We start from the raw sequence: 26,346 nt of genomic DNA on the forward strand, positions 1-26,346 counted from the left end.
GGCCAGGGGCACGGCCTGGTCCACGAGCTCGGGCTGGCGGCCAGCCCCGACGTCCTGGTCACGGCGACGCTCTCGAAGTCGCTCGGTGCCCAGGGCGGGGCGGTGCTCGGCCCGCCCGTCGTCCGGTCACACCTGGTCAACACCGCGCGGACGTTCATCTTCGACACCGGCCTCGCGCCGGCCGCCGCCGGCGCGGCCGCGGCCGCGGCGCGTCTCGTCATCGAGGAGCCCGGCCTCGCCGAAGCGGTGCGCCGCAACGCACGCCTGATCGCCGATCGGTGCGGCATCCTCCAGGCGGCCGGGGCGGTCCAGTCGATCCCCATGGCCGGCCCCGCGGAGGCCGTCGAGGCCGCGCTCGAGCTGCGCCGCCGCGGCATCCTCGTCGGCTGCTTCCGGCCGCCGAGCGTGCCCGACGGGATCTCGCGGCTCCGCCTCACCGCCCGCGCCGACCTGACCCGCGACGCCCTGCTCGAGGCGATCGACACGGTGGCGGCGGTCGCGGGCCACCACGGGGCGGCCGCGGTCGCCGGAGCCCGCGCCTGATGACGGCGCGGGTCGACCCGCCGGTCGACGCTCTTCCCGGGGTCATCGTCGTGACCGGGACCGACACCGACGTCGGCAAGACCGTCGCCACCGCAGCCATCGCGGCGGCCCTCGCCGGCCGCGGGCGGTCGGTGGCGGCATACAAGCCGACCCAGACCGGCGTGCCGACGGACGCTCCGGCGGACGTCACGGCCGACATGGCCGAGGTTGCCCGGCTGGCCGGCGTGCCGACGCGGGAGGGCTGCCGGCTCGCCGCGCCGATGGCGCCGCGCGCCGCCGCAGCGCTCGAGCGCGCCGCCCTCCCCCGGCTGGCCGACCACGTCACCGCGGTGACCGACCTCGCCGCCGGGTGTCACCACGTCCTCGTCGAGGGCGCGGGGGGCCTGCTCGTCGAGCTCACCGAGGCGGGTGAGACCCTCGCCGACCTGGCCCTGGCCCTGCCCGGCTGCGGTGTCGTCGTCGTGGCCCGCGCCACGCTCGGCACCCTCAACCACACGATGCTGACCCGAGAGGCCCTGTGCGCCAGAGGACTTCGGCAGCTCGGGGTGGTCGTGGGGTCCCTCGGGCCGACGCCGAGCGTGATCGAGCAGTCCAACGTGGAGCACCTGCGCCGGCTGCCGGAGGGGGTGCTGGGCGTGCTGCCCGAGCGGGCCTCCCGGCTCGACCCGGCCCGGTTCCGGCAGGGCAGCACCCACTGGCTGCCCGGCCTCGCTCAGCGGATGGGCACGTCCTGGCGCAGCAACCCGTAGACGACCCCGTCGACGAGCGCCCGCCACGAGGCGGCGAGGATGCTGCCCGCCACCCCGATCGTCGTCCACGAGCTCTCGCCGTCGGAGGTCTCGATGAGCACGCGCGTCACCGCGTCCGTGCCGTGCGAGGCCTCGAGGATGCGCACTTTGTAGTCGATGAGCTCGAGCTTGTCGATCTCCGGGTAGGCGGTGCAGAGCGCCTGGCGCAGCGCATGGTCGACGGCGTTGACGGGGCCGTTGCCCTCGCCGATGGCGACGTGCCGCGCCCCGTCGGCGACGAGCTTGACCGTCGCCTCGGACACCGCCCCGTCGTCGGACGAGTCGGTGATGACCCGCCACGACTCGACCTGGAAGAAGTCCACGCATCCCGGGGAGAGGACGCGGCGAATCATCAGCTCGATCGACGCGTCGGCGGCATCGAACGTCCAGCCGCGCAGCTCCAGCTCCTTGACCTGTGCGAGCACGTCCGCGACGACGTCGGGCCGGGCGGACAGGTCGAGGCCGGCCTCCCTCGCCTTGAGCTCGATGCTCGCCCGACCGGCCATGTCGGAGACGAGGGTGCGCATGCCGTTGCCCACGAGAGACGGGTCCATGTGCTGGTAGAGGTGGGGGTCCACCTTGAGGGCGCTGGCGTGCAGGCCCGCCTTGTGCGCGAACGCGCTCGCCCCGACGTAGGGCTGTCGGCTGTGGGCGGGCACGTTCGTCACCTCGCTGATGGCATGGGCGAGGTGCGTGGCTTGGCGGAAGCACTCCTCCGGCAGCACCTCCAGCCCCAGCTTGAACTGCAGGTTGGCCGCGACGGTGAGCAGGTCGGCGTTGCCCGTGCGCTCGCCGTAGCCGTTCACGGTCCCCTGCACGTGGCTCGCCCCGGCCCGCACTGCCGCCACCGAGTTGGCCGCTGCGCAGCCGGTGTCGTTGTGGCAGTGCACCCCGACGCGGGCACCGGTCTGGGCGATCACGTCGGAGACGACCTGCTCGACCTGGTGGGGCAGCATGCCGCCGTTCGTGTCGCACAGCACGACGACCTCCGCCCCGGCCTCGTGCGCCACCCGCACGACCTCGAGCGCGTAGTCGCGGTCGAGGTGCCAGCCGTCGAAGAAGTGCTCGGCGTCGAGGAAGACCCGGCGACCCTTCGCCACCAGATAGCTCACGGTGTCACGCACCATCTCGAGGTTCTCCTCAAGCGTGGTCCTCAGGGCCTCCTCGACATGCCGCACGTGAGACTTCGCGACGAGGCAGACGACCGACGCCCCCGAGTCGACGAGCGCACGCACGAGCACGTCGTCTCGGGCCGAGCCGCCCGCGCGGCGCGTGGCGCCGAAGGCCGTCAGCGTCGCGTGGCGCAGCCGCAGCTCGCTCCGGGCGCGGTCGAAGAACTCGGTGTCCTTGGGGTTGGCACCCGGCCAACCGCCCTCGATGAAGTCGACACCGAGCTCGTCGACCAGCGCCGCGATCGCCAGCTTGTCCGCCACCGAGAGGTTGAGGCCCTCCTGCTGGGCGCCGTCTCGCAGCGTCGTGTCATAGACGTGCACGGAGTCCATGTCGGATCTTCCCCTCGGTGTGGTGGTGCGGTGCGTGCTCGTTGCCCACTGTCGTATGCCGTCCGCCGGGGTGTGGCCTCGGGCCGTCTTCGCGGGCGGTGGCCCGGGAAACAAAAAGACCTCCCGGGGTGGGGAGGTCTGCGCGACGAGGGTGGCTCGTCGCGCTAGCTGATAATGAGCGTGGCGGTGGCCACGGGCTGCTGTGTCACGCGGTCAGGCTACGGCCGGCGGCCGCCCGGCGGGAAGGGTCGTCCGCCATCCGGACCGCCGTCTCAGCAACTGGCGAGACCGTGGTCCACCCGTCAGCCGGCCGCGGCCGCGACGAGCGCCTCGAACAGGCGCGGGTCGGAGCCGTGCTCGGGATGCCATTGGACGCCGAGCCGGAAACGAGCCTGACGGTCCTCCATCGCCTCGAGCGTGCCGTCCGGCGCCCACGCGGAGGCGACGTAGCCCGGGTGCGACTGCACGGACTGGTGGTGGTATGTCGCCACGTCGACGCGCGGCCCGAGGATCCGGGCGACGAGGCTGTCCGCGGCCGTCTCCACCGGGTGCCGGCCGTAGGTGGCCGGGGCCGGGGCATGCTCCGTGTGGCCGACCTGCTCCGGCAGGTGCTGCACCAGCGTGCCGCCCGCCGCGACGGCCATGACCTGCATCCCGCGGCAGATGCCGAGCACGGGCAGGTCGACCTCCCGGGTGACCCGGGCGATGGAGATCTCGGTCGTGTCGCGGTCGGGCCGCGACACCTGCACGCTCGGGTGGCGCTGTGCGGCATACAGCTCCGGCGCGACGTCGACGCCGCCCGCGAGGATGACCGCGTCGAGCCGCTGGAGCAGGTCGCGCACGAGCGACTCGTCCCCGTCGTGGCGTGGCGGGATGAGCACGGCGATCCCGCCCGCCTCCTCGACCTTGCGGACGTAGGCGTGCGGCAGCAGCGCCGACGGCACGTCCACCCAGTCACCTCGGGTGGCGTGCTCGACGTAGGACGTGATCCCGATGACCGGCCGGGACGCCCCCCGTGCCGGCGTCACAGGGGGGTGACGTAGGCACCCGAGATGCCGCCGTCGACGAGGAAGGTGGACGCGGTGATGAAGCTCGACTCGTCGGAGGCGAGGAAGAGCACGGCGTTGGCCATCTCCTCCGGCTCGCCGAACCGGCCCATCGGCACGTGCACGAGGCGGCGCGCCGCGCGCTCCTCGTCGGTGGCGAAGAGCTCCTGCAGCAGCGGCGTGTTGACCGGCCCGGGGCAGAGGGCGTTGACCCGCACCCCCTCCCGGGCGAACTGCACCCCGAGCTCACGCGACATCGACAGCACGCCGCCCTTGCTCGCGCTGTAGGAGATCTGCGACGTCGCGGCGCCCATGACGGCGACGAAGGACGCCGTGTTGATGATCGACCCGCGCTTCTGCTCCAGCATGTAGGGCAGGGCCGCCTTGCAGCACAGGTAGACCGACGTGAGGTTGACGTCCTGCACCCGGCGCCACGCCTCGAGGTCGGTGTCGAGGATGGAGGCGTCCTCGGGCGGGCTGATCCCGGCGTTGTTGAAGGCGACGTCGACGGAGCCGTGGGTGTCGTTGGCCACCCGGAAGAGCGCGTCGACCTCGTCCTTCACCGTCACGTCGACCCGGACGAACGTGCCGCCGACCTCGTCGGCGATCCGCGGTCCGTTGCTCTCGTCGAGGTCGCCGATGACGACCTTCGCGCCCTCCTGCGCGAAGCGCCTGACGGTCGCGAGCCCGATGCCGGAGCACCCTCCGGTGATGACGGCAACCTTGCCGTCGAGCCTGCCTGTCATGCTTGCCCTTTCACTCGGTGCTGATGAAGACATTCTTGACGTCGGTGAAGGCGTCGAGCGCGTCCGGCCCGAGCTCACGCCCGAGCCCGCTCTGCTTGAACCCTCCGAACGGCGTGGAGTAGCGCACGCTGCTGTGCGAGTTCACCGACAGGTTGCCGGCCTCGACGCCGCGCGCCACCCGCAGCGCGCGACCGACGTCCCGCGTGAAGATCGAACCGGAGAGCCCGTATGCCGTGTCGTTGGCCTTGGCGATCGCGTCCGCCTCGTCGTCGAAGGGCAGCACGGCGACGACCGGCCCGAAGACCTCCTCCTGCCAGACCCGGTCGCGCGTCGAGCGGGGCATCACCACGGTCGGGGGATACCAGTAGCCGGGCCCCTGGGGCGCCTCGCCCCGGAAGGCGACCTCGACGGGCTCGACGGACTCCTCGACGTAGGAGCGCACACGCTCGTGCTGCCCGGCGCTGATGAGCGGGCCCATCTCCGTCGCGTCGTCGCCGGGGTCCGCGACGACGACACCCCTCACGGCCGTCTCGAAGCGCTCCAGGAAGTCGTCGAAGACGCTGCGCTGCACGAGGATCCGGCTGCGGGCGCAGCAGTCCTGCCCGGCGTTGTCGAAGACACCGTAGGGCGCGGAGGCGGCCGCCGCCGGGATGTCGGCGTCCGCGAAGACGATGTTCGCGCTCTTGCCGCCGAGCTCGAGCGTGACCCGCTTGACCTGGTCTGCGGCGCCGCGCATGATCCGCTGGCCGACCGCGGTGGAGCCGGTGAAGCACACCTTGCGCACGTCCGGGTGGGTGACGAAGCGCTCGCCCACCACCGTGCCCTTGCCCGGCAGGACGGTGAGGACGCCCTCGGGCAGCCCGGCCTCCAGCGCGAGCTCCCCCAGCCGCATCGCGCTGAGCGGCGTCAGCTCCGCCGGCTTGAGCACGACGGTGTTGCCGGCGGCCAGCGCGGGGGCGAACCCCCAGCCCGCGATGGGCATCGGGAAGTTCCACGGCACGATGACGCCGACGACGCCGAGCGGCTCCTTGAACGTGACGTCGATGCCTCCCGCCACCGGGATCTGACGGCCGAAGTTGCGCTCCGGGGCGGCTGAGTAGTAGGCGAGGACGTCGCGGACGTTGCCGGCCTCCCAGCGCGCGTTGCCGATCGTGTGCCCGGAGTTGGCGACTTCGAGGCGCGCCAGCTCCTCGACGTGCTGCCCCACGGCGTCGGAGAACCGCCGCAGCAGCCGGCCGCGGTCCGCCGGCGCCACCGCCCGCCAGGCGGGTGCTGCGGCGCTCGCCCGGGCGATGGCCTCGTCGGTCTCCTCGACGCTCGCCAGCGCGACGGCGCGGACGACCTGCTCGGTGGCCGGGTTGATCACGTCGTGGGTGAAGCTCATGTGCTGGTGCTCTCCTGCCTCAGTCGTGCTCTCACAGTCGCTCGAAGCCTCGGCGCCGCTCCCAGTCGGTGACCGCCGCGTTGTAGGCGCGGATCTCCACGTCGGCGGCGTTGACGTAGTGGTCGACGACCTCCGAGCCCAGCGCCCGCCTCGCCAGTTCGGAGCCGTGGAGCAGGTCGCGCGCCTCTGCGAGGGTGGCGGGCATCCGCGGCTTGTCGGACGTGTACGCGTTGCCCTCGAAGGCCGGCTCGAGCTCGAGCCCGCTCTCGATCCCGTGCAGGCCCCCGGCCATCATGGCCGCCACGGCGAGGTAGGGGTTGACGTCACCCCCCGGGACCCGGTTCTCGACCCGCAGCCCCGGCCCGTGGCCGACGACGCGCAGGGCGCACGTCCGGTTGTCGTGCCCCCACGCCACCGCCGTCGGCGCGAAGCTGCCGGGCTGGAACCGCTTGTAGGAGTTGATGTTCGGGGCGTAGAAGTACGAGAACTCACGCATCGTCGCGAGGATCCCGGCGAGGAAGGAGTCGAAGAGCGCGCTGTGCCCGTGGTCGCGGGTGTCGTCGGAGAAGACGACGGATCCGTCCGTGCCGCGCAAGGACAGGTGGATGTGGCACGAGTTCCCTTCCCGCTCGTCGTATTTCGCCATGAACGTCAGCGACTGGCCCCGGCGGGCGGCGATCTCCTTGGCGGCGTTCCGGTAGACCGCGTGGTTGTCACACGTGCGGACCACCTCGTCGTAGAGGAAGCCGATCTCGTGCTGCCCGAGGTTGCACTCACCCTTCGCGCTCTCGACGACGACGCCGGCGGCATACATCTCGTTGCGGATCTCCCGCAGGAGAGGCTCGACGCGCGCGCCCCCGAGGATGGAGTAGTCGACGTTGTAGCGGTTCGCGGGCGTCAGCCCGACGTAGCCGCGGTCCCAGGCGCTGTCGAAGGAGTCCTCGAACACGAGGAACTCGAGCTCCGTGCCGCAGTATGCCGTGAGGTCCGCCTCGGCGGCGCGGGCCACCTGGGACTTGAGCACCGAGCGGGGCGACTGCGCCACGGGCCCCGACCCGTCGAGCCAGGTGAGGTCGCACTGGATCGTGACCGAGTGCGGGGCGCCGGGTGTGCGCCGCAGGGTCGCAACGTCGGGCTGGAAGAACATGTCGCCGTAGCCGCGCTCCCACGAGGAGATCGCATAGCCCTCGACGGTGTTCATGTCGACGTCCACGGCGAGCAGGTAGTTGCAGCCCTCGGTGCCGGCGCCCAGGACGTGGTCGAGGAAGTAGTGGCCGTGCAGCCGTTTGCCCTGCAGCCGCCCCTGCATGTCGGTGAAGGCGACGACGACCGTGTCGACGGCTCCAGACTCGACGTCGGTCCGCAACTGCTGGATCGTGTAGGCGGGTGTGGGCGACATGGCGTGCCTTCCTTATCCGATGAGCCCGCGCAGCAGTGCGGAGGTGGCGTCGCAGTGCTCCTCCATGACGGCGCGGGCCCGGTCGGCGTCGCCGCTCAGGATCGCCGTCACGACCTGGTGGTGCTGGACGGTCGAGTGCTCGATGTTGGGGCGCAGGACGGGGATCGCCATGAGCATCTCGTGCAGGGCCGCCTGGGCTCGGGTGACCGCGTCCACGAGCATGGGTGAGCCGGCGAGGGCCGCGATGGCCAGGTGCAGGCGCGAGTCCGCCACCCGGTGCACGGCGGGGTCGGCGGCCGCGTCGACCTCCGCAGCGCTCTCGGTGAGCCAGGCCCGCTGGTCGGCCGAGAGGGGCCGTGTCGCCGCAAGCCACGCGGCCCCCGGCTCCACGACGCGACGGAAGGCGAGCGCGTCGTCCATCGCGGCCCCGGAGCGCGCCCGAGGCGGACCCACCGCCGCCGGCGTCTCACCGGCATACGTCACGCGCGTGCCCCCTCCCCGACCGCGTTTCGTCGTGACGAGGCTGGCGTCGCGCAGCGCCGCGATCGCGTCGCGAAGCGTGTTGCGGCTCACCCCGAGGCGCTCCGCGAGCTCGCGCTCGGGGGGCAGCTGCTCACCGTCGGCCAGCACCCCCAGCCGGATGGCGCGGGCGAGCTGCTCCACGGTGTTCTCGAAGGCGTTGCCGGGCGCCGGGCGCAGGATCGCGTCGGGAAGCGCCCTCAGGGCGAGCTGGGCGGCTCCGTTGCCCGGCATGTCAGCGGAAGATCTCGGCGGCGGGCTTGGTGTCGTGGCCTGCTGGCACGTCGCGCATGAAGTGCTTGCGGCCGCCCACGACCCACGTCGCAGTGGCGAAGAGCACCACGAAGCCCACAGCCACCGGTGCGTAGTTGAACGTCTTGTCGCCCCAGCTCCCCGGCGAGTATGCCGGGAGCATGAAGAGCACGACGATGAAGGCCACCCAGGCGACCGCCACCCAGCCGATGATGGGGCTCCACCGTCCGAGGTTCCACCGGCCCGGGCGGAAGTCCGGGTTGGTCCGGCGCAGGAACACCGGCACGACGTAGGCGATGTAGAGGCCGATGACGGCGATGGAGGTGACAGCGGCATACGCGACGAGGCTCTGCAGCGCCGGCAGCGTCAGGATGACCGACAGCACCACGCAGAGCCAGATCGAGTTCGTCGGCGTGCCCGTCCGAGGGTTGACCTTGGACCAGAGGCGCGACCCGGGCAGCGCGTTGTCGCGCGAGAAGGCGAACGACATGCGGGAGTTGGCCGTGACCGAGGCCATGCCGCAGAAGAACTGGGCCACCGCCGCGACGAAGAGCAGGAAGATGCCGAGCTGGCGGCCGGCGGCGTCGATGAAGATCTGCGCGGGGGGCAGGCCGGTGGGCGTGTTGCGCTGGGCGGCGTAGTCCTGGATGGCCGCCGTCACCGAGACGAGCAGGATCCAGCCGGCGAGCAGCGACACCCAGACGCTGCGCACCAGGCCCTTCGGCGCCTCGGTCGACGCGTTGATGGTCTCCTCCGCGACGTGCGCCGAGGCGTCGTAGCCGGTGAACGTGTACTGGGCCATGAGCAGGCCGACGAGGAAGACGTAGACCGGGCTCGTCCAGCCCGTCTCGTTGCGGAACTCGGTGAAGGTCCAGCCGAGCGACTGATGCTGGTCCGGCACCAGCCAGAGGACCGCCACGATGACCGCCACCCCGGCGAGGTGCCACCAGGCGCTCACGTTGGACAGCAGCTTGACGAGGCTGACCCCGAAGGTGTTGAGCAGCCCGTGCATCAAGATGATGATCAGGAAGGCCACGAAGGTGGACGCGAGGGACACCTCCATCCCGAAGACGAGATTGAGCAGGGCCATCCAGGTCACGGCGGCGCCGTAGTCGATGGCTGCCGTCACGGCCACCTCGCCGAGGAAGTTGAACCAGCCGACGTACCAGGCCCAGAGCCGCTTGTTCCGGCGCGCCAGACGTCCGGCCCAGAAGTAGAGGCCTCCCGCGGTCGGGAAGACCGAGCACACCTCCGCCATGGCGAGCGCGACCACGAGGACGAACAGACCCACGAGCGGCCAGCCGAGCGAGATGGCGACGGGGCCGCCGGCGTCCATGGCGAGGTAGTACGTCGTGATGCAGCCGGCAAGGACGGAGATGATCGAGAAGGAGACCGCGAAGTTGGAGAAGCCGCTCATCCCTCGGTGCAGCTCCTGCTTGTAGCCGAGCTCGGCCAGCATCGCCTGGTCGTCGTCGTGGAGCTGGCTGGACGGAGGAACGCTCATGCCCTACCTCGCATACGTCTGGAGGCGGACCTTTGTCCGCCGCGCCCGGTGGTGGGTCGAATCCAATACCCACGGGCCGTCGCCCGTCAATGGTTCTCCATCAAACCTTTGCCAGCAGCTCCTCCAGCACCCGGGCCACCCCGTCGTCGTCGTTGGAGGCACACCTGCGGTCCGCCGCGGCGCGCACGTCGGGATGGGCGTTGGCGACGGCGTGGGCCACCCCTGCCCACCTCAGCATCGGCAGGTCGTTCGGCATGTCCCCGAAGGCCCAGACGTCCGCAGGACCGATGCCGAGGCGAGCGGCCCACCGCTCGAGGGCCGCTGCCTTGGTCACCCCGCGCGCGTTGATCTCGGCCAGCCCACCGGCGCCGGAGTACGCCACCTGGGCTCGCGCACCGACCGACCGCGCGACGCGGTCGAGGAACTCCGCGGCCGGGAGGGAGGCCGACCGAGCGAGCAGCTTGCCGACCACGGCCTGGTCGAGCTGCTCGATGGGTCCGACCACCGACTCCTGCCCCACCGGGTGGTCCGGGTCGTGCGTGAAGCCGGGCTCCCACCACAGTCCCGTTGTGCGCTCCGCGGCGAAGGCCGCGTCCGGGACCGCCTGCCGTATGCCGCGGACGACCTCGCGCAGCAGCTCGGGCGAGAAGCCCCTGACGTCGCGGACGAGGCGGGTGCCGACCTCGTAGACGAAGGCGCCGTTGCCGCAGATGACGGTGCCGTGGCCCGCGACCGCCCCCGCCAGGGCGTCGAGCCAGCGAGGTGGGCGCGCCGTGACGAAGACGACCTCGATCCCTGCGTCGGCCGCCGCGCGCAACGCGCGAGCGGTCCGCTCCGAGAGGGTCCCGTCCGAGCGCAGCAGCGTGCCGTCGAGGTCCGTCGCAACGAGACGCGGGGGCCGGGTCGTCACACGAGGCGGGTCAGCCAGCCGAAGGTGTCCTCGACCCGTCCGTACTGGATGTCGAGCAGGCGGCGGCGGATCGTCGCGGCATACCGGTCCTCGTGACCCTGCCGGCGGTGGTCCACCGACCCGCCGTCCCAGCGCAGCTCGCCGACCGGGGTGACGACGGCCGCGGTGCCGCACGCGAAGATCTCGACGATCTCCCCGCTCGCCGCGCCGTCCTTCCACTCCTGGATGGGGATGCGGCGCTCCTCGGGCTCGAGGTCGAGCTCCTTCGCGAGCGCGAGGATCGAGGAGCGCGTCACGCCCTCGAGGATGGTGCCCGTGAGCTCCGGTGTGACGATGCGCCCGTCCCTCATGACGAAGAAGAGGTTCATGCCGCCCAGCTCCTCGATGTACGTCTGCGTCGAGGAGTCGAGGAAGACGGCCTGGTCGCAGCCGTGCTGGATGCCCTCGAGCTGTCCGGCGAGGGACGAGGCGTAGTTGCCGCCGCACTTCGCGGCCCCAGTGCCGCCCTCGCCCGCCCGGGCGTAGTGCGTCGAGATCCACAGGCTGACCGGCTCGAGTCCCCGCGGGAAGTACGGGCCGGCGGGTGACGCGATGACCGCGTAGGTCACCTCGAGCGCGGGACGCACCCCGAGGAACGCCTCGGAGGCGAACATGAACGGCCGCAGGTAGAGGCTCTTCTCCCCCGCGTCACCGGCCGGCACCCACTCCTGGTCGACCGCCACCAGCTGCCGGAGCGACTCGATGAAGTAGGCCTCGGGCAGCTCGGGCAGGGCCAGCCGCCGGGCGCTGCGGGCGAAGCGGGCGGCATTGGCCTCCGGCCGGAAGGTCCAGATGGAGCCGTCGGCGTGCCGGTAGGCCTTCATGCCCTCGAAGATCTCCTGGGCGTAGTGCAGGACCGCCGCGGCCGGGTCGAGGGAGAAGGGCCCGTAGGGCTGCACCCTGGCGCCGTGCCATCCCGCGTCGGCCCTCCACGTGGCGACGACCATGTGGTCGGTGAAGGTCTTGCCGAAGCCGGGATTCGCCAGCACCTGCGCGATGCGCTCGGACGGGGTCGGGTCCTCGCGCGTGTCGACCTCGAAGGTGAGGCCGGTCGAGGTCGGGGCGTGGGTCATGACGTTCCTCCAGCGGTGTGCAGTGGTCCGTCTAGAGGCTATCCCCCGGCGAGGCCTGTGGTCAGAGTCGCCCTGCCACTGCGTCGCCGACCTCGCTCGTGGAGCGCGGCGCGGCGCCTCGCTCCGCGAGGTCGGCCGCCACCGCCTGCTCCACCCGCGCGGCATCGTCGGCGCGCCCGAGATGCTCGAGGAGCATGGCCACGGAGAGGATCGCCGCGGTGGGGTCCGCCGTGCCCTGACCGGCGATGTCCGGGGCCGAGCCGTGGACCGGCTCGAACATGCTCGGGGTCGTACGGGCCGGGTTGATGTTGCCGGAGGCGGCGAGGCCGATGCCGCCAGTGACCGCAGCTGCGATGTCGGTGAGGATGTCACCGAAGAGGTTGTCGGTGACGATGACGTCGAAGCGCCCGGGGTCGGTCGCGAGGAAGATCGTCGCGGCGTCGACGTGCTGGTATGCCGTCTCGACCTCGGGAAACTCCGCCCCCACCTCCTCGACGGTGCGGCGCCACAGGTGGCCGGCGTGGGTGAGCACGTTGTGCTTGTGCACGAGGGTGAGGTGCCTGCGGGGGCGGGCCTGAGCGCGGGCGAAGGCGTCGCGGACGACGCGCTCGACCCCGAAGCGGGTGTTGACGCTCACCTCCGTCGCGATCTCGTTCGGCGTGCCCACGCGCAGCACGCCGCCGTTTCCGGTGTAGGGACCTTCGGTGCCCTCACGGACGACCACGAAATCGATGCCGTCGGGGGCGACCCTGGCGACGTCGAGGGGGCTCGCCACCCCGGGGAACAGCTTGGCCGGGCGCAGGTTGACGTAGTGGTCAAGGGCGAACCGCAGCGGCAGGAGGACGCCGCGCTCGAGCACGCCGCTGGGCACGCTGGGGTGCCCGATGGCTCCGAGGAGGATGGCGTCGTGGCCACGCAGCTCCTCCAGGACGGCGTCGGGCAGAGTCTCCCCCGTGGCGTGGTAGCGCCGCGCGCCGAGGTCGTACTCGGTCGTCGAGATCTTGGTGCCCTGCGCGGCGGTCACCGCATCGAGCACCTTCAGGCCCTCGGCGACCACCTCCGGGCCGATGCCGTCACCGCCGATGACCGCGATCGAGTAGGCGTCCTTGCCTTGCGCGTCTCCCATGGCCTCAGCCTAGGTCGCGTCTTGTGATGTGGGACCGGTGTCTCAGGAGTTGGCCAACGCAGGAAGCCCCCGCCGTGGCGGGGGCTTCCTGCGTTGCGCTCGGTCGATCCTCACGCCTTGGCTCAGTCCTCGGAACTCATGGAGGACCGAGCCGAACCGGCGCTCCGGTCCTCCCTCGCTGACGCTCGGTCGATCCTCACGCCTTGGCTCAGTCCTCGGTGTGGCCCTGGTCGCGCAGGTCCATCGACTCCTGCAACGCCTGACGGGCGGCTTTGGCGTCGTCGCTCATGCTGCTCACATCCTTGTGTGCGTGCTCATGGTTGGGGTGGTCTCAGGTGGCTCGAGCCCGTTCAAGGGCGAACCGTCAGCGAGAGAAGCGCGGGATCACCGCGGCGAGGTCGCTGACTCCGAAGACTCGCCGCGGCTGGCAAGGCGTACGTGCTGCCGCGTCATGCTCACGACGGTACGCCGGGGTGTCTCGGCGTAAAGGGGGTTTTCACAAACTGAGACGTGGCGTCCGGCTCTCGGCCCGGCAGCCGAAGCGGCCGCCGACGGGACTTCTACGTCCCCAGCGGCGGCAGCGGCACCTCGGCGACCGCCACGTAGTAGCGCATCTCAAGCATCCGGCGCTCGACGTCGACGGTCCCCTCCCCGACGGCGATGACGTCGTTGAGCCATGAGTGCGGCTCAACCTCCGTCTGGAACGTCATGACGTGGATGCCGTGCCCCTCGGTGAGGGACGACATCCCGGTCAGCGAGAAGAGCACGACTCCTCCCTCGTCGGGGTGGATGACCCCGTGCGCGTGCGGGAGGGCGAACCCAGCCCGCACCCTCGGAAAGTTCGACCACTGCGCGTGGCCGCTCACCCGGCCCCTGAAGGTCGCCCTTCCCTGACCGTAGAACCGGCCGTCGCCGGCGGGAGAAGGCTCGACCTCGTGGAGGAGGTCGTAGCTCCAGTCGACGTCGAAGAGGTGATCGAGCCGCATCGTGCCTCCTCCGGGTGCTCGGCTCAGTCCTCGAGGTTGATGATGGAGAAGGTCCGCGCCTCGACGGCCTGGCTGATCTCCGCGCCGAGCTGCGGCGAGACGGGGGCATCGATGTTGAGCACGCCGATGGCGCGGTCGCCCTGCCGGGACACCTGCATGCCGCCGATGTTGACGTCGGCGTCCCCGAGGATCCGGCCGACGGAGCCGATGACCCCCGGCCGGTCCCGGTACTCGAAGACGAGCATGTGGTCCGTCAGCGGCACCTCGAGGTCATAGCCGTTCACGCCCACGAGCTTCTCGACCATCTTCGGCCCGGTCAACGTGCCGGCGACGCTCACGACGGAGCCGTCCTGCAGGGTGCCACGCAGCGTCGTGATGTTGCGGAAGTCCCCCGCCGCGGCGTCGGTGACGAGGCGCACGGCACAGCCGCGCTGCTCGGCGAGCACCGGGGCGTTGACGTAGGTCACCGGGTCCTCGACGACGTCCGTGAAGATGCCCTTGAGCGCCACGAGCTTCCAGACGCTGACGTCGTGCTCCGTGATCTCCCCGCGGACGTCGACGTCGAGCTGCGCCGGTACGGAGCCGGCGATCGCAGTGAACACGCGACCGAGCTTCTCCACCAAGGGGATGCCGGGGCGGACCTCCTCGGCGATGAACCCGCTCGAGACGTTGACGGCGTCCGGGACGAGCTCTCCGCCGAGCGCGAGCCGGACCGACTTGGCCACGGAGACACCGGCCTTCTCCTGGGCCTCCTCGGTCGAGGCGCCGAGGTGCGGCGTGACGACGACCGACTCGTGCGCGAAGAGCGGGGAGTCCGTGCACGGCTCGGTCGCGAAGACGTCGATGCCTGCGCCGGCGACTCGGCCCTCCTCGATGGCTCGGGCCAGGGCCGCCTCGTCGACGATGCCGCCGCGTGCGGCGTTGATGATGCGCACCGACGGCTTCACCTTGCTCAGCGCCTCCTCCCCGATGAGCCCCAGGGTCTCCGGGGTCTTGGGCAGGTGGACGGTGATGAAGTCCGACTGGGCCAGCAGCTCGTCGAGACCGACGAGGCGGGCGCCGAGCTGGCCGGCGCGCACAGCCGAGGCGTAGGGGTCGTAGGCGATGACGTTCATGCCGAAGCCCTTGAGGCGCTCCGCGACGAGTGCGCCGATCCGGCCGAGGCCCACGACGCCGACCGTCTTGTCCAGCAGCTCGACGCCGGAGTACTTGCTGCGCTTCCATGCGCCGCCCTTGAGCGCCTGGTTGGCCGGGGCGATGTTGCGCGCGGTGGCGAGCAGCAGCCCGACGGCGAGCTCCGCGGCGGACGTGATGTTGGACGTGGGCGCGTTGACCACCATGACCCCGGCCCGGGTCGCGGCCGCCACGTCGACGTTGTCGAGGCCCACACCGGCGCGGGCGATCACCTTGAGCCGCTTGCCAGCGGCGATCGCCTCGGCGTCCATCTTCGTGGCGGAGCGGATGAGGACCGCGTCGACGTCGGCCAGTGCCGGCAGCAGCTCGTCTCGGTTGGCGCCGTCACAGGAACGCACCTCGAAGTCCGGCCCGAGCGCCTCGATGGTGGCAGGCGAGAGCTCTTCGGCAATGAGGACAACGGGCTTGGTCACAGGGTGATCCTCTCGGACTGGGGGCGCGGTCCCGGGCACGGGCCAGCGATCGGGCACCGCGGCGTGCCTGCGACAGTCTAGGCAGAGGCCCTCGCGGGACGGCAGGGACGCCAGCATGTGAGCGGGCGGGCGGCCCTGCGCAGCACGTCGCCGGTGCACCAGCGCCGCCGGCACGGCATGGTGGAGCCATGCGCATCGTCGTCACGGGAGGAGCGGGCGACCTTGGCTCGCGGGTTCTTGCGGAGCTGGTCCACCGAGGGCATGACGCCGTCTCCGCGAGCCGGCGGTCCGGCGTCGACCTGGCCACCGGGCACGGACTAGCGGAGGCGCTCGACGGGGCGGCAGCCGTGGTCAACTGCGCAGACGACCCCCGGAGGGGCGACGCAGTCACCGTCGGCGGCGCCAGGCGCCTGGCCGAGGCGGTCGCCGCGTCGGCGCCTCCCCTGCACCTCGTGCACATCTCCATCGTCGGCTGCGACGCCAACCCGCTGCGGTACTACCAGCGCAAGGCCGCGGCGGAGTCGGCCATCGCCCAGTCCGGCGCTCGATCCACAGTGTTGCGCGCGACCCAGTTCCACTCTCTGGCAGCCCGCTTCGCCCGGATGCTGACTGTGGGTCCGATCACCGTGTCGACCGGGAGCCTCGCCTTCCAGCCGGCCGACGTCGACTGGGTCGCAGCCCGCCTGGCCGACCTCGCGTCGGGACCGCCGCCGGAGCGCGCCGTCCGGGCCACCGACGTCGCCGGCCCGGGCGTGCTCACGGTCGGCGAGATCGCGGCCCTCGTGCGCCAGCGCGCTGGGCGTGGGGCGCCCCGGGTGCTCACCGTGCCCCCCATCGGCCGGACGATGCGGGCGTTCGCCGAGCGCTCCAACGTGCCGGACCCGTCGGCCGTCGAGACCGGCGGCCGGACGTTTGCCGAGTGGCTGGCCGCGACGCCGGCCTAGGACCGCGACGCCCCAGTCCCATGACGGAGGGGTATGCCGCGCGCCGAGGACGCGGCATACCCCTCCCTCCAACCGTCAGCGGGCGGCTGAGCCCTCGATGTAGTCGGCGTCGGTGTCCTTGACCCACGCCATGAGCTTGCGCAGCTCGCGGCCCGTCGCCTCGATGGGGTGCTGGGCGCCCTTCTCACGCAGCGCCTTGAACTCGGGCGCGCCGGCGTCCTGGTCCTCGATGAAGCGGCGGGCGAAGGCGCCCGACTGGATGTCCCCGAGCACCGCCTTCATGTTGTCCTTGACGTGCGGGTCGATGACCCGGGGACCGGACACGTAGTCGCCGTACTCAGCCGTGTCGGACACGGACCAGCGCTGCTTGGCGATGCCGCCCTCGATCATGAGGTCGACGATGAGCTTGAGCTCGTGGAGGCACTCGAAGTAGGCGACCTCGGGCTGGTAGCCCGCCTCGACGAGCGTCTCGAAGCCGTACATGACCAGCTGCGACGCGCCACCGCAGAGCACGGCCTGCTCGCCGAAGAGGTCGGTCTCGGTCTCCTCCGTGAAGGTGGTCCGGATGCCGCCCGCGCGCAGGCCGCCGATGGCCTTGGCGTAGGACTTCGCGAGGTCCCAGGCGGCGCCTGACGCGTCCTGCTCCACGGCGACGAGCACCGGCACCCCGCGCCCGTCGACGAACTCGCGGCGCACGATGTGTCCGGGCCCCTTGGGCGCGACCATCACGACGTCGGCGCCCGCCTCAGGCTTGATGTAGCCGAATCGGATGTTGAAGCCGTGGCCGAAGAGGAGCGCCGCGCCCTCCTTGAGGTTGGGCCGGATCTGCTCGGCGTAGACGGTGCGCTGCACCTGGTCCGGCGTGAGGATGACGACGAGGTCGGCCTCCTTGACGGCGTCGGGGACGGACACCACGGTCAGGCCCTCGGCCTCGGCCTTGGCCCGGCTGCGGCTGCCCTCCTGGAGGCCGACCCGGACGTCGACGCCCGAGTCGCGCAGGTTGAGGGCGTGGGCATGGCCCTGGCTGCCGTATCCGATGACGGCCACCTTGCGCCCCTGGATGATCGACAGGTCGGCATCGTCGTCGTAGAACATCTCGGCCATCGTGGCCACTCCTTCTTTGGGTGTGTGGTGCGGTGAGTAGGAAAGTGACGGCTCGCCCTCAGCCGGTCAGGCGCTGCGCAGGCTCCGGTCGCTGATCGAGCGTGACCCGCGGCCGACGGCGACCATGCCGGACTGGACGAGCTCCTTGATGCCGAAGACCTCGAGCACGTCGAGCAGCGCGCGCAGCTTGTCGGAGTTGCCGGTCGCCTCGATGGTCACGGCATCGGGAGCCACGTCGACGACCTTGGCCTTGAAGAGGCTGATCGTGTCGACGACCTGGCTGCGCGTGACCGCGTCGGCCCGCACCTTGACGAGGAGGATCTCGCGTTGCACGGATGCCGACGGCTCGAGCTCGACGACCTTGAGCACCTCGATGAGCTTGTTGAGCTGCTTGGTGACCTGCTCCAGGGCGGAGCCCTCGACCTCGACGACGACCGTCATCCGCGAGACCTCGGGGATCTCGGTCGGTCCCACCGCCAGGGAGTCGATGTTGAAGCCGCGCCGGGAGAACAGCGCCGCCACGCGCGCCAGCACGCCCGGCTTGTTCTCGACGAGCACCGACAACGTGTGCTTGCTCATGCCTGCTCCTCGTCCCTCGCTCGGGTCCTCACGGCGCCTCCTCCTCGCGATCCCAGACGGGCGCCTCGTGCCGCGCCACCTGGATCATGTCGTTGCTCACGCCGGCGGGGACCATGGGCCACACCATGGCGTCGCGGTGGACGATGAAGTCGATCACGACCGGCCGGTCGTTGGTCTCGAGGGCCTGCTTGATGACCGCGTCGACGTCCTCTCGGGTCTCCGCGCGCAGCCCGAGGCACCCGTAGGCCTCGGCGAGCTTGACGAAGTCCGGCACCCGGTCGCTGGTCGTCTGGAGGTCCGTGTTGGAGTAGCGCTGGTTGTAGAACAGCGTCTGCCACTGGCGCACCATGCCCAGCGAGCTGTTGTTGATGACAGCGACCTTGATCGGGATGTTGTTGACCACGCAGGTGGCCAGCTCCTGGTTGGTCATCTGGAAGCAGCCGTCGCCGTCGATGGCCCACACCGTGCGCTCCGGCTCGGCGACCTTGGCGCCCATGGCGGCCGGGACGGAGAAGCCCATGGTGCCGAGGCCCCCGGAGTTGATCCACGAGTTGGGCCGCTCGTACTGGACGAACTGTGCCGCCCACATCTGGTGCTGGCCGACGCCGGCCACGTAGGTCGCCTCCGGGCCCGACAGGGCACCGATGCGCTCGATGACGTACTGCGGCGACAGCGTGCCGTCCTCGCTGTCGGTGTAGCCCAGCGGGAAGGTCTCCTTCCAGCCGGCCACCCGCTCGCGCCACGCAGCGAAGTCCCAGGCGCCCGGCTCGAGGGAGGCGTCGCGTCGCTCGGAGGCGATGTGGTCGGTGAGCGCGACGATGACCTCACGCACGTCGCCGACGATGGGCACGTCAGCGGTCCGGTTCTTCGAGATCTCGGCCGGGTCGATGTCGGCGTGGATGACCTTGGCTGCGGGCGCGAAGGAGGACAGCAGGCCGGTGACGCGGTCGTCGAACCGGGCCCCGAGCGCGATGATCAGGTCCGACTTCTGCAGAGCCGTCACCGCCGCCACCGTGCCGTGCATCCCCGGCATACCGAGGTTGAGCGGGTTGCTGTCGGGCACGGTGCCACGGGCCATGAGCGTCGTCACGACGGGGATCTGCGTCAGCTCCACGAGGCGCCGCAGCTCCTCGCTCGCGTGGCCGCGCACGACTCCGCCGCCGACGTAGAAGACGGGACGCGCGGCGGCCGCCATGAGCCGGGCGGCCTCGCGGATCTGCTTACCGTGCGGGTGGGTCACCGGCCGGTAACCGGGCAGGTCGATCTTGGGCGGCCACGAGAACGTCGTGCGCGCCTGCAGCGCGTCCTTGCTGATGTCGACGAGGACCGGCCCGGGGCGGCCGGTGCTCGCGATGTGGAACGCCTCCGCGATGGCCTGCGGGATCTTGGCGGCGTCGGTGACGAGGTAGTTGTGCTTGGTGATCGGCATCGTGATGCCGCGGATGTCGGCCTCCTGGAAGGCGTCCGTGCCGATGGCGCTGCTCGGCACCTGACCCGTGATGGCGACGATCGGCACCGAGTCCATGTGCGCGTTCGCGATCGGTGTGACGAGGTTGGTGGCGCCCGGGCCGGACGTCGCCATGCACACCCCGACCCGCCCCGTGGCGGAGGCGTAGCCCTCCGCGGCGTGACCCGCCCCCTGCTCGTGGCGCACGAGGATGTGCCGCACCTTGGCCGAGTCGAGCATCGGGTCGTATGCGGGCAGGATCGCCCCACCTGGTATGCCGAACACCGTGTCGGCGCCCACCGCCTCCAGCGAGAGCACGAGAGCCTGGGCTCCGGTGACCTCGACGACAGGCCGCTCCCCGGCGGTCTCCACGGGGTGTCGCGGGCGGGCCAGCGAGGCCACGTCCGCGGGCGACGGCGCCTGCCTGGTGGTGTCACTCACGGTGTTCTGCTTTCTCGTCGGAGGCGGACCGCCTCGGCAGCGGCCCCGGTCGTGGTCACAAAAAAACCCTCCGGTCCGCACTGGGACAGAAGGGAAGCGCGCTGACCAGTTCGGCGGTCGGCGCGCTAGCGGAGTACGAGGAGTCGGGCCACACGCCAACCGTGCTCCTCAGCCTCCCGGCTGTCAATCGGCGCGGTATGCCGTCTCAACATCCGACCGGCTTGTCTCATGTGGCGTTGCCCACGCCGGCGGCGACAAAGGCCGGTTGCCCGAGGCGGCGCCGGGCCGTGACACTGGCGCCCATGAGCACCGTCGCGGACCTCTGACCCGCCCTCGGCAGGTCGTCGTCGGTGATCCCGCGCAACTCCCTCATGGCCTGACGGCGTGCTCGTCGGCACGCAGCGGTTGTCGACGTCGCACCACGTCGGCGGCATGCCTCGGCACCCGGCCTCGCTGGCAGGAAGCCGGAGGGTCGTGCCCGGCCGGGCGGCATACGGCGGCTGAACTCAAGCGACGCAGTCGCGCTCGAGCCACCCTGAGGGTCCGTAGCCACCCGCCTATCGGTGTCGCGATACCTTCAGGGTGGCTCGGGACCAAGGCGGTGGCGTCAGTCGCAGACCGCGCCGCCGCTCGCGCTGCCGACGAGCTTGCGGTACTTCGCGAGCACCCCCCTGGTGTACTTCGGCTCGGGGTGGGTGACGCCCTCGGCGCGGCGCCGCTCGAGCTCGGCGTCGTCGACGAGCAGGTCGAGCGTCCCACCCGCCACGTCGAGCCGGATGCCGTCACCGTCGCGCACGAACGCGATCGGGCCCTCGTCGACCGCCTCCGGCGCGACGTGGCCGACGCACAGACCCGTCGTGCCACCCGAGAAGCGGCCGTCGGTGAGCAGCAGCACGTCCTTGCCGAGACCTGCCCCCTTGATGGCGCCGGTCACCGCGAGCATCTCGCGCATGCCGGGGCCGCCCTTGGGCCCCTCGTAGCGGATGACGACGACGTCGCCCGGGCGCAGCGCGCCTCCCTCGACCGCGTCCATCGCCGCCCGCTCGCCGTCGAAGACCCGGGCCGTGCCCTCGAAGACCGACTCGTCGAAGCCGGCCGACTTGACGACGGCCCCCTCGGGCGCGAGCGAACCCTTGAGGATGGTCAGGCCACCGGTCTTGTGGATCGGCTCGGAGAGGGCGCGCAGGACCTTGCCGTCCACGTCCGGCGGGCTGAGGTGGGCGAGGTTCTCGGCGACCGTCCTGCCCGTCACGGTGAGGCAGTCGCCGTGCAGGAGACCCGCATCGAGCAGCGCCCGCATGACGACCGGGACTCCTCCGACGCGGTCGATGTCGGTCATGACGTACTGGCCGAACGGCTTGACGTCGGCCAGGTGCGGGACGGTGGCGCCGATCCGTGCGAAGTCGTCCATGGTCAGCTCGACGTCCGCCTCGTGGGCGATGGCGAGCAGGTGCAAGACCGCGTTGGTCGAGCCACCGAAGGCCATGACGACGGCGATGGCGTTCTCGAAGGCCTCCTTCGTCATGATGTCGCGGGCCCGGATCCCCTTGCGCAGCAGCTCGACGACCGCCTCACCGGACTTGCGGGCGAAGCCGTCACGGCGGCGGTCCGTCGCCGGCGGCGCAGCGGATCCGGGCAGCGACATCCCCATCGCCTCGGCCACGGAGGCCATGGTGTTGGCGGTGTACATCCCTCCGCAGGCGCCCTCGCCCGGGCAGATGGCGCGCTCGATGGCATCGACGTCCGCGCGCGACATCCGGCCCGCGGCGCACGCACCGACCGCCTCGAAGGCGTCGATGATGGTCACGGTCTTCTCGGTGCCGTCCGAGAGCTTGGCGATGCCCGGCAGGATGGAGCCGGCATACAGAAAGACCGACGAGAGGTTGAGCCGCGCCGCGGCCATGAGCATGCCCGGGAGCGACTTGTCGCAGCCCGCGAGCAGGACCGAGCCGTCGAGGCGCTCGGCGTTCATGACCGTCTCGACGGAGTCGGCGATGATCTCCCGGCTGACGAGCGAGAAGTGCATGCCCTCGTGCCCCATCGAGATCCCGTCGGAGACCGAGATGGTCCCGAACTCGAGCGGGTATCCCCCGCCGGCGTGCACGCCGTCCTTGACAGCCTTGGCGAGCCGGTCGAGCGACAGGTTGCACGGCGTGATCTCGTTCCAGGAGCTCGCCACCCCGATCTGCGGCTTGGCGAAGTCGTCGTCGCCGAGCCCGACGGCACGCAGCATCCCGCGCGCAGCGGCCTTCTCGAGACCGTCGGTGACGTCGCGGCTGCGGGGCTTGATGTCCGGCGTCTCAGTCATGCGACGAGCATAGGGCGACCTGTCCGCGGAGTGGACCCGACGTCTCAGGCACCGATCAGCCGCGGCAGACGTGGAACCGCAGCAGCTCGCAGCCGCCCGGCTCCAGGTCGGCCCACTCCCCGGACCACCGCAGGACCGCCAGCCCCGTCGTGGAGAAACCCTCCGACAGCGCCTCGTGGGCGGCCGAGGAGCCCTCGCCGTCCGCGAGCAGGCTGGTCAGCTCGGCCATGGCCGGGTTGTGGCCCACGACGAGGACCGTCGTCATGTCTCCGCCGTCCTCGCGGATCGTCTCCAGGACTGCTGCCGCTCCGCCGTGGTAGGCGTTCTTGCGGTATTCCACGAACTCGGCTTGGGCCCCGCCGTGACAGGCCGCTTCCCAGGTCTGTCGGGTGCGCACGGCGGTGGAGCAGATGACGAGGTCCGGCACCAGGCCCTGCTCGCGCAGCCATGCCCCGGCGGCCTCGGCGTCACGCCTGCCGCGGTCGGTCAGCTGCCGGTCGTGGTCAGGACCGGCGAGGCCCTGCACCGACTTGGAGTGGCGCATGAGGACGAGGGTCTTCTCCCGGGCTGCGGTACTCATGCGTCGAGCATGCCCCCGTGCGGGGGCCTTGTCAGCCCGGGCGCGGCGCGCGACGTGTCCCCCTCGCGCGCCCGCCCGGCCTGGGCGGCCCCCCTCAGGACGGCGCGACGGCCTCGCGCAGCACGCGGGACGACACCGCCGCCAGGAGGCGCCCCAGCAGCGTGCAGTCGTCGGCGAGCCCCATCGACGCCCGGTCCAGGCGTGTCCCGATCCTGGGCACGCCGCTCTCGTCGGTCAGGCTCGCGTGCATGCGCACGACGGCGTGCACGAGCTCGCCGAGGTCGTCACCCCGCGTCTCCCCCGTGCCTCGCAGCAGGCGGTTGAAGGCGTCCCGAAGCACCGGACCCGGCGCGCAGCCGAGCTCGGCGGCGAAGAGCTGACGGCACGTCTCGTAGGCTCGCAGACCCTGGACGTGCTGACCGCGCAGCTCGAGCGAGCGCAGGCGCACCAGCCAGGCCGGCTCGAGAAGCGGGTCCTCGTCGAGCGCCTGAGCCGCCCAGGACTCGGCGCGGACGTAGTCACCGGCCTCCAGGGCGACCTCAGCCGCCTCGACGAGCACCCGCAGGACCCGGGTCTCGTGCCCCTGGCGCCACTCTCGCATCCAGGGCAGGTCCTCCTCGTCGTGCGGCACAGGCCGGGACACCAAGGCCAGCGCGGACGCGTACCTCGCGAGGCTCTCGCGCGTCCGGGACCGTGTGGCGCGGGCGGCCACCACGAGTCGCTCGAACCGCACCACGTCGACGTCGGCCCGCTCGACATTCCAGATGTAGCCGCCCGGCACGGTGCGGATGGGTTGCGCAGCGCCGGGGTCGAGCGCCTCGACGCGCTTGCGCAGCACGCTGACATAGGCCTCCAGCGTCGCGGTGGCCCCCGCCGGCGGCGCAGCGCCCCAGATGAGCTCGATCAGCCGGCTCTTCGACACGGGAGAGCCGGCATGGAGCAGCAGCGCGGTGAGCAGCTGCCGTGGCTTGGCCCCGCCGAACTGCCGCGGACCCAAGGACCCTGCCTGCGAGCTGACGAGCAGCCCGCCACACAATGTGACCGACAAAGACGACCCAGACGACGTCCCAGTGCGCATCCTGATCCCCCCTCAAGGAACTCCTCCATCGTCGCCATTGAGGGGGTCCATGGGATCCTCCACAAGCGGGGTTGCGCGCCCCGAGAATTGGGGGTCTTTTCCGCCTGCGAAACCCCGAATGCCGTGATACTTGGCCCGGGGCACGGCTCTCCCGGGGGGGAAGCGTATGAGTTCGACCATCAATGGTCTGCGTGGTGACACGTCTGCACTGCTGCGTACGCTGGTCGTGGACGACCATCGGACCGTGGCGGATGCGATCTCCCTCGCGCTGGCGTCCGAGCCGGGGATGGCGTGCGTCGGCACGGCTCACGGCGCCCGGCAGGCTCTCGCCCTCGCCGCGGACGTGCTGCCCGACGCGGTCGTCATGGACGTCCGGCTCCAGGACGGGGACGGCATCGAGATCACCGCGCAGCTGGTCCGGCAGTACCCCGAGATCCGGGTCGTGGTGCTCACCGCCTTCGTCGACCAGGAGCTGCTGCGCCGAGCGGCCGATGCGGGCGCCTGTGCGCTCCTGCCCAAGGACGGTGGGCTCGAGGACCTCATCGACGCGCTGCGCTCAGCGCCGCGCGACGGTTTCGCCGTCCATCCCACCCTGCTGCGCGGCCTCGTGGGGTCGAGGCAGCCCACCGCCCGCCCAACTGACCTCACGGCCCGCGAGCACGAGGTGCTCCAGCTGCTCGCACAGGGCATCGACGTGGCTGCGATCGCGCGGTCTCTCGGCATCTCGTTGCTCACCACCCGTGGTTACGTCAAGAGCCTGCTGGCCAAGCTCGACGCGCACACTCAGCTGGAGGCGGTGGTGACGGCGATGCGCAGCGGGCTCATCCGGTTCGACGACCGACGGTGAACCGCCTGCGGCAGGCAGGCGATGCAGCGTCGGTGGCCTGGTGAGACGCCGGCGCTGTGGGGGGTTAGGCGCCGGCGTCCCAGAGTGAGCAGCGTGCCTGACCGACCTTGGGGCGACCTAGGGTGAGGCGGAGCCTCGTCTCGGACGCGACGGTCGCTCAGCCGCCGGAGACCGCGTTGATGATGTGGACGCGGGCCCCAGGGGGCACGGCGGTGGACGTGCCGTCCCCCCGGGTGGCGTCCTCGCCGTCGACGAAGACCTTGACGTGCCGCCGGATCCGGCCGCGCTCGTCGCGCACCTTCGCGTCGAGGATGCGGTGCTCCGCGAAGGCGCGGTCGAGCACGTCGGCCACCGTGAGGCAGGCGCCCTGGCCGGCGTCGGTCCTCCCGGGGTCGGCGGCGTCCCCGGACACCTCGATCTCGGCCACGCCGCCGGCGAGCTCACGCAGCAACCCCGGCAGGATGACGCGGATCGGGCTGGGCGGCATACGAGGTCCTCGTGCGCTCAGGAGATCTGCGCCGCGCGGACGACGAGGACGTCGGGCAGCTGGGTGACGATCCTCGTGAAGGTCTCGCCCTCGTCGGTGGAGGCGAAGACGTCACCGTTGCGGGTGCCGAGGTAGACGCCGACGGGGTCCGCCGTGTCGAGCCCGGCAGCGTCGCGCAGCACGCACGTGTAGCTGTTTCCCGGCAGCCCGTCGGCCTGCATCCGCCAGGTCCGACCGGCGTCCTCGGAGCGCTGCACCTGCAGCTGTGCCCCCGGGGGGATGCGCTCCCCGTCGTCGGTGACGGGGACCACCCAGACCACGCCCTCGCGGCGGGGGTGGGCCAGGATGGCGAAGCCGAAGTCGGTCGGCAGCCCGTCGGCGATCGACTGCCAGGTCGCGCCGTTGTCCCCGGAACGGTAGACGCCCTTGTGGTTCTGGGCGAACAGCTCTCCCTCGCCTTGGCCGCGAGCCACCTTGTGGACGCACTGGCCGAACTCCGGATACTCGTTGTCGGGCAGGAAGTAGGCCCGGATCCCGGGGTTGCTCGGCGCCCACGAGGCGCCGCCGTCCTGTGACCGGTAGACGCCGCCGGCGCTCATGGCCACGAGCAGGTGCTCCGCGTGACCGGCCTCCGGGATCACGGTGTGCACGGCGCCCCCGCCGAAGCCGGGCTCCCAGCGAGGCCGGTGCGGGTGGTCCCACAGTCCGCGGACGAGCTCGTAGCTCACGCCCCGGTCCGCGCTGCGGAACAGCGCGTGCGGCTCCACCCCCGCCCAGACGACGTCCGCGTCGTTGGGATCCGGCGTCAGCTGCCACACGCGTTCGAGCGCCGTGTCGGTGTCCGGCGGGAAGGCCACGGCCCGCTCGGCGCTCTCGGTCCAGGTGCGACCCCCGTCCTCGCTGGCCTGCACCGTGGGCCCCCAGTGCCACGACTTCACGCCGGCCAGCACGGTGGCGCGGCCATCCCGCGTGTCGATCGCGACCGCGGCGACCTCGCTCATGAGGAAGTGCGGCCCCTCCACCGCCCAGCTCCTCCGGTCGGGGCTGCGGGCGATCCACAGACCCTTGCGGGTGCCGATCGCGACGATCGTCTCGCTCATGTTGACA

The 26,346-nt window shown here is 71.5% G+C and carries 26 protein-coding genes; 4 read left to right on the top strand and 22 right to left on the bottom strand.

Features of this window, described 5'->3' with window-relative positions; all coding sequences use genetic code 11:
- The coding region (locus VFJ94_RS04280) for an aminotransferase class I/II-fold pyridoxal phosphate-dependent enzyme (protein WP_325002954.1) at nucleotides 1–543 on the top strand (543 nt) is incomplete at its 5' end.
- The gene (gene bioD / locus VFJ94_RS04285) at nucleotides 543–1,292 is read left to right on the top strand and encodes a dethiobiotin synthase (RefSeq protein ID WP_325002955.1); all 750 of its coding nucleotides are present in this window, start codon (nucleotides 543–545) and stop codon (nucleotides 1,290–1,292) included. The genes VFJ94_RS04280 and bioD, both read left to right, overlap by 1 nt.
- Here the strand turns inward: bioD and cimA are convergent.
- The 13 genes from cimA to serA all read right to left on the bottom strand — a co-directional run bounded on the left by cimA (nucleotide 1,256) and on the right by serA (nucleotide 15,424).
- Entirely contained in the window at nucleotides 1,256–2,833 is a 1,578-nt protein-coding gene (gene cimA / locus VFJ94_RS04290; protein WP_325002956.1) for a citramalate synthase, read from the bottom strand. The genes bioD and cimA overlap by 37 nt on opposite strands.
- A gap of 302 nt (nucleotides 2,834–3,135) precedes the next feature.
- Nucleotides 3,136–3,861 carry a gamma-glutamyl-gamma-aminobutyrate hydrolase family protein gene (locus tag VFJ94_RS04295; RefSeq protein ID WP_325002957.1) on the bottom strand — a complete coding sequence of 242 codons (726 nt, stop codon included), beginning with the start codon at nucleotides 3,859–3,861 and terminating at the stop codon, nucleotides 3,136–3,138.
- Nucleotides 3,858–4,625, bottom strand: coding sequence for a 3-oxoacyl-ACP reductase (locus tag VFJ94_RS04300; protein WP_325002958.1), 768 nt, complete (start codon nucleotides 4,623–4,625; stop codon nucleotides 3,858–3,860). Before VFJ94_RS04300 ends, VFJ94_RS04295 begins: the two co-directional genes overlap by 4 nt.
- Nucleotides 4,626–4,635: 10 nt before the next feature.
- Complete coding sequence (locus VFJ94_RS04305) at nucleotides 4,636–6,009, bottom strand: aldehyde dehydrogenase family protein (protein WP_325002959.1); 1,374 nt, start codon at nucleotides 6,007–6,009, stop codon at nucleotides 4,636–4,638.
- Nucleotides 6,010–6,040: 31 nt separating this feature from the next.
- Complete coding sequence (locus VFJ94_RS04310) at nucleotides 6,041–7,408, bottom strand: glutamine synthetase family protein (protein WP_325002960.1); 1,368 nt, start codon at nucleotides 7,406–7,408, stop codon at nucleotides 6,041–6,043.
- A 12-nt stretch (nucleotides 7,409–7,420) separates the two neighbouring features.
- Complete coding sequence (locus tag VFJ94_RS04315; protein ID WP_325002961.1) at nucleotides 7,421–8,161, bottom strand: FadR/GntR family transcriptional regulator; 741 nt, start codon at nucleotides 8,159–8,161, stop codon at nucleotides 7,421–7,423.
- A 1-nt stretch (nucleotide 8,162) separates the two neighbouring features.
- On the bottom strand, nucleotides 8,163–9,683 hold the full coding sequence (locus VFJ94_RS04320; protein WP_325002962.1) for an amino acid permease: 1,521 nt from the start codon (nucleotides 9,681–9,683) through the stop codon (nucleotides 8,163–8,165).
- 100 nt (nucleotides 9,684–9,783) lie between these two features.
- The gene (locus tag VFJ94_RS04325) at nucleotides 9,784–10,593 is read right to left on the bottom strand and encodes an HAD-IIB family hydrolase (protein WP_325002963.1); all 810 of its coding nucleotides are present in this window, start codon (nucleotides 10,591–10,593) and stop codon (nucleotides 9,784–9,786) included.
- Complete coding sequence (locus VFJ94_RS04330) at nucleotides 10,590–11,705, bottom strand: branched-chain amino acid aminotransferase (protein ID WP_325002964.1); 1,116 nt, start codon at nucleotides 11,703–11,705, stop codon at nucleotides 10,590–10,592. The genes VFJ94_RS04325 and VFJ94_RS04330 overlap by 4 nt, the downstream gene beginning before the upstream one ends.
- Before the next feature lie 61 nt (nucleotides 11,706–11,766).
- Nucleotides 11,767–12,831, bottom strand: a complete 1,065-nt coding sequence (locus VFJ94_RS04335; protein ID WP_325002965.1) for a 3-isopropylmalate dehydrogenase — start codon at nucleotides 12,829–12,831, stop codon at nucleotides 11,767–11,769.
- 208 nt (nucleotides 12,832–13,039) lie between these two features.
- A complete protein-coding gene (locus tag VFJ94_RS04340) occupies nucleotides 13,040–13,120 on the bottom strand; it encodes a 3-isopropylmalate dehydrogenase (protein ID WP_325002994.1) in 81 nt (26 codons plus the stop codon).
- A 271-nt stretch (nucleotides 13,121–13,391) separates the two neighbouring features.
- Nucleotides 13,392–13,817: a hypothetical protein gene (locus tag VFJ94_RS04345; protein WP_325002966.1), complete on the bottom strand. Its 426-nt coding sequence runs from the start codon at nucleotides 13,815–13,817 to the stop codon at nucleotides 13,392–13,394.
- Nucleotides 13,818–13,840: 23 nt separating this feature from the next.
- A complete protein-coding gene (gene serA, locus VFJ94_RS04350) occupies nucleotides 13,841–15,424 on the bottom strand; it encodes a phosphoglycerate dehydrogenase (protein WP_325002967.1) in 1,584 nt (527 codons plus the stop codon).
- Nucleotides 15,425–15,612: 188 nt separating this feature from the next.
- Here serA and VFJ94_RS04355 point away from each other — a divergent pair, with 188 nt between their 5' ends.
- Entirely contained in the window at nucleotides 15,613–16,368 is a 756-nt protein-coding gene (locus tag VFJ94_RS04355; RefSeq protein ID WP_325002968.1) for a hypothetical protein, read from the top strand.
- 75 nt (nucleotides 16,369–16,443) lie between these two features.
- Here VFJ94_RS04355 and ilvC read toward each other — a convergent pair whose 3' ends face one another.
- From ilvC to VFJ94_RS04390, 7 genes are all read right to left on the bottom strand, one after another.
- Nucleotides 16,444–17,472: a ketol-acid reductoisomerase gene (gene ilvC, locus VFJ94_RS04360; protein WP_325002969.1), complete on the bottom strand. Its 1,029-nt coding sequence runs from the start codon at nucleotides 17,470–17,472 to the stop codon at nucleotides 16,444–16,446.
- A 66-nt stretch (nucleotides 17,473–17,538) separates the two neighbouring features.
- The gene (gene ilvN, locus VFJ94_RS04365; RefSeq protein ID WP_325002970.1) at nucleotides 17,539–18,051 is read right to left on the bottom strand and encodes an acetolactate synthase small subunit; all 513 of its coding nucleotides are present in this window, start codon (nucleotides 18,049–18,051) and stop codon (nucleotides 17,539–17,541) included.
- 28 nt (nucleotides 18,052–18,079) lie between these two features.
- On the bottom strand, nucleotides 18,080–19,939 hold the full coding sequence (locus tag VFJ94_RS04370; protein WP_325002971.1) for an acetolactate synthase large subunit: 1,860 nt from the start codon (nucleotides 19,937–19,939) through the stop codon (nucleotides 18,080–18,082).
- 226 nt (nucleotides 19,940–20,165) lie between these two features.
- Entirely contained in the window at nucleotides 20,166–20,312 is a 147-nt protein-coding gene (locus VFJ94_RS04375; protein WP_325002972.1) for a hypothetical protein, read from the bottom strand.
- A 234-nt stretch (nucleotides 20,313–20,546) separates the two neighbouring features.
- Nucleotides 20,547–22,247, bottom strand: a complete 1,701-nt coding sequence (gene ilvD / locus VFJ94_RS04380; protein WP_325002973.1) for a dihydroxy-acid dehydratase — start codon at nucleotides 22,245–22,247, stop codon at nucleotides 20,547–20,549.
- A 55-nt stretch (nucleotides 22,248–22,302) separates the two neighbouring features.
- The gene (locus VFJ94_RS04385) at nucleotides 22,303–22,827 is read right to left on the bottom strand and encodes a histidine phosphatase family protein (protein ID WP_325002974.1); all 525 of its coding nucleotides are present in this window, start codon (nucleotides 22,825–22,827) and stop codon (nucleotides 22,303–22,305) included.
- Between the two features lie 94 nt (nucleotides 22,828–22,921).
- Nucleotides 22,922–23,824, bottom strand: coding sequence for an AfsR/SARP family transcriptional regulator (locus VFJ94_RS04390; RefSeq protein ID WP_325002975.1), 903 nt, complete (start codon nucleotides 23,822–23,824; stop codon nucleotides 22,922–22,924).
- A 307-nt stretch (nucleotides 23,825–24,131) separates the two neighbouring features.
- Between VFJ94_RS04390 and VFJ94_RS04395 the strand changes: the two genes are divergently transcribed.
- Nucleotides 24,132–24,752, top strand: coding sequence for a response regulator transcription factor (locus VFJ94_RS04395; RefSeq protein ID WP_325002976.1), 621 nt, complete (start codon nucleotides 24,132–24,134; stop codon nucleotides 24,750–24,752).
- Between the two features lie 157 nt (nucleotides 24,753–24,909).
- On the opposite strand, the gene VFJ94_RS04400 is transcribed toward VFJ94_RS04395, so the two are convergent.
- The gene (locus tag VFJ94_RS04400; RefSeq protein ID WP_325002977.1) at nucleotides 24,910–25,239 is read right to left on the bottom strand and encodes a MoaD/ThiS family protein; all 330 of its coding nucleotides are present in this window, start codon (nucleotides 25,237–25,239) and stop codon (nucleotides 24,910–24,912) included.
- Nucleotides 25,240–25,256: 17 nt separating this feature from the next.
- Nucleotides 25,257–26,339, bottom strand: a complete 1,083-nt coding sequence (locus VFJ94_RS04405) for an exo-alpha-sialidase (protein ID WP_325002978.1) — start codon at nucleotides 26,337–26,339, stop codon at nucleotides 25,257–25,259.
- Between the last annotated feature and the right edge of the window lie 7 nt (nucleotides 26,340–26,346).

Source organism: Intrasporangium sp. (genome assembly GCF_035688975.1).
Taxonomy (GTDB): Bacteria; Actinomycetota; Actinomycetes; order Actinomycetales; family Dermatophilaceae; genus CALMNV01.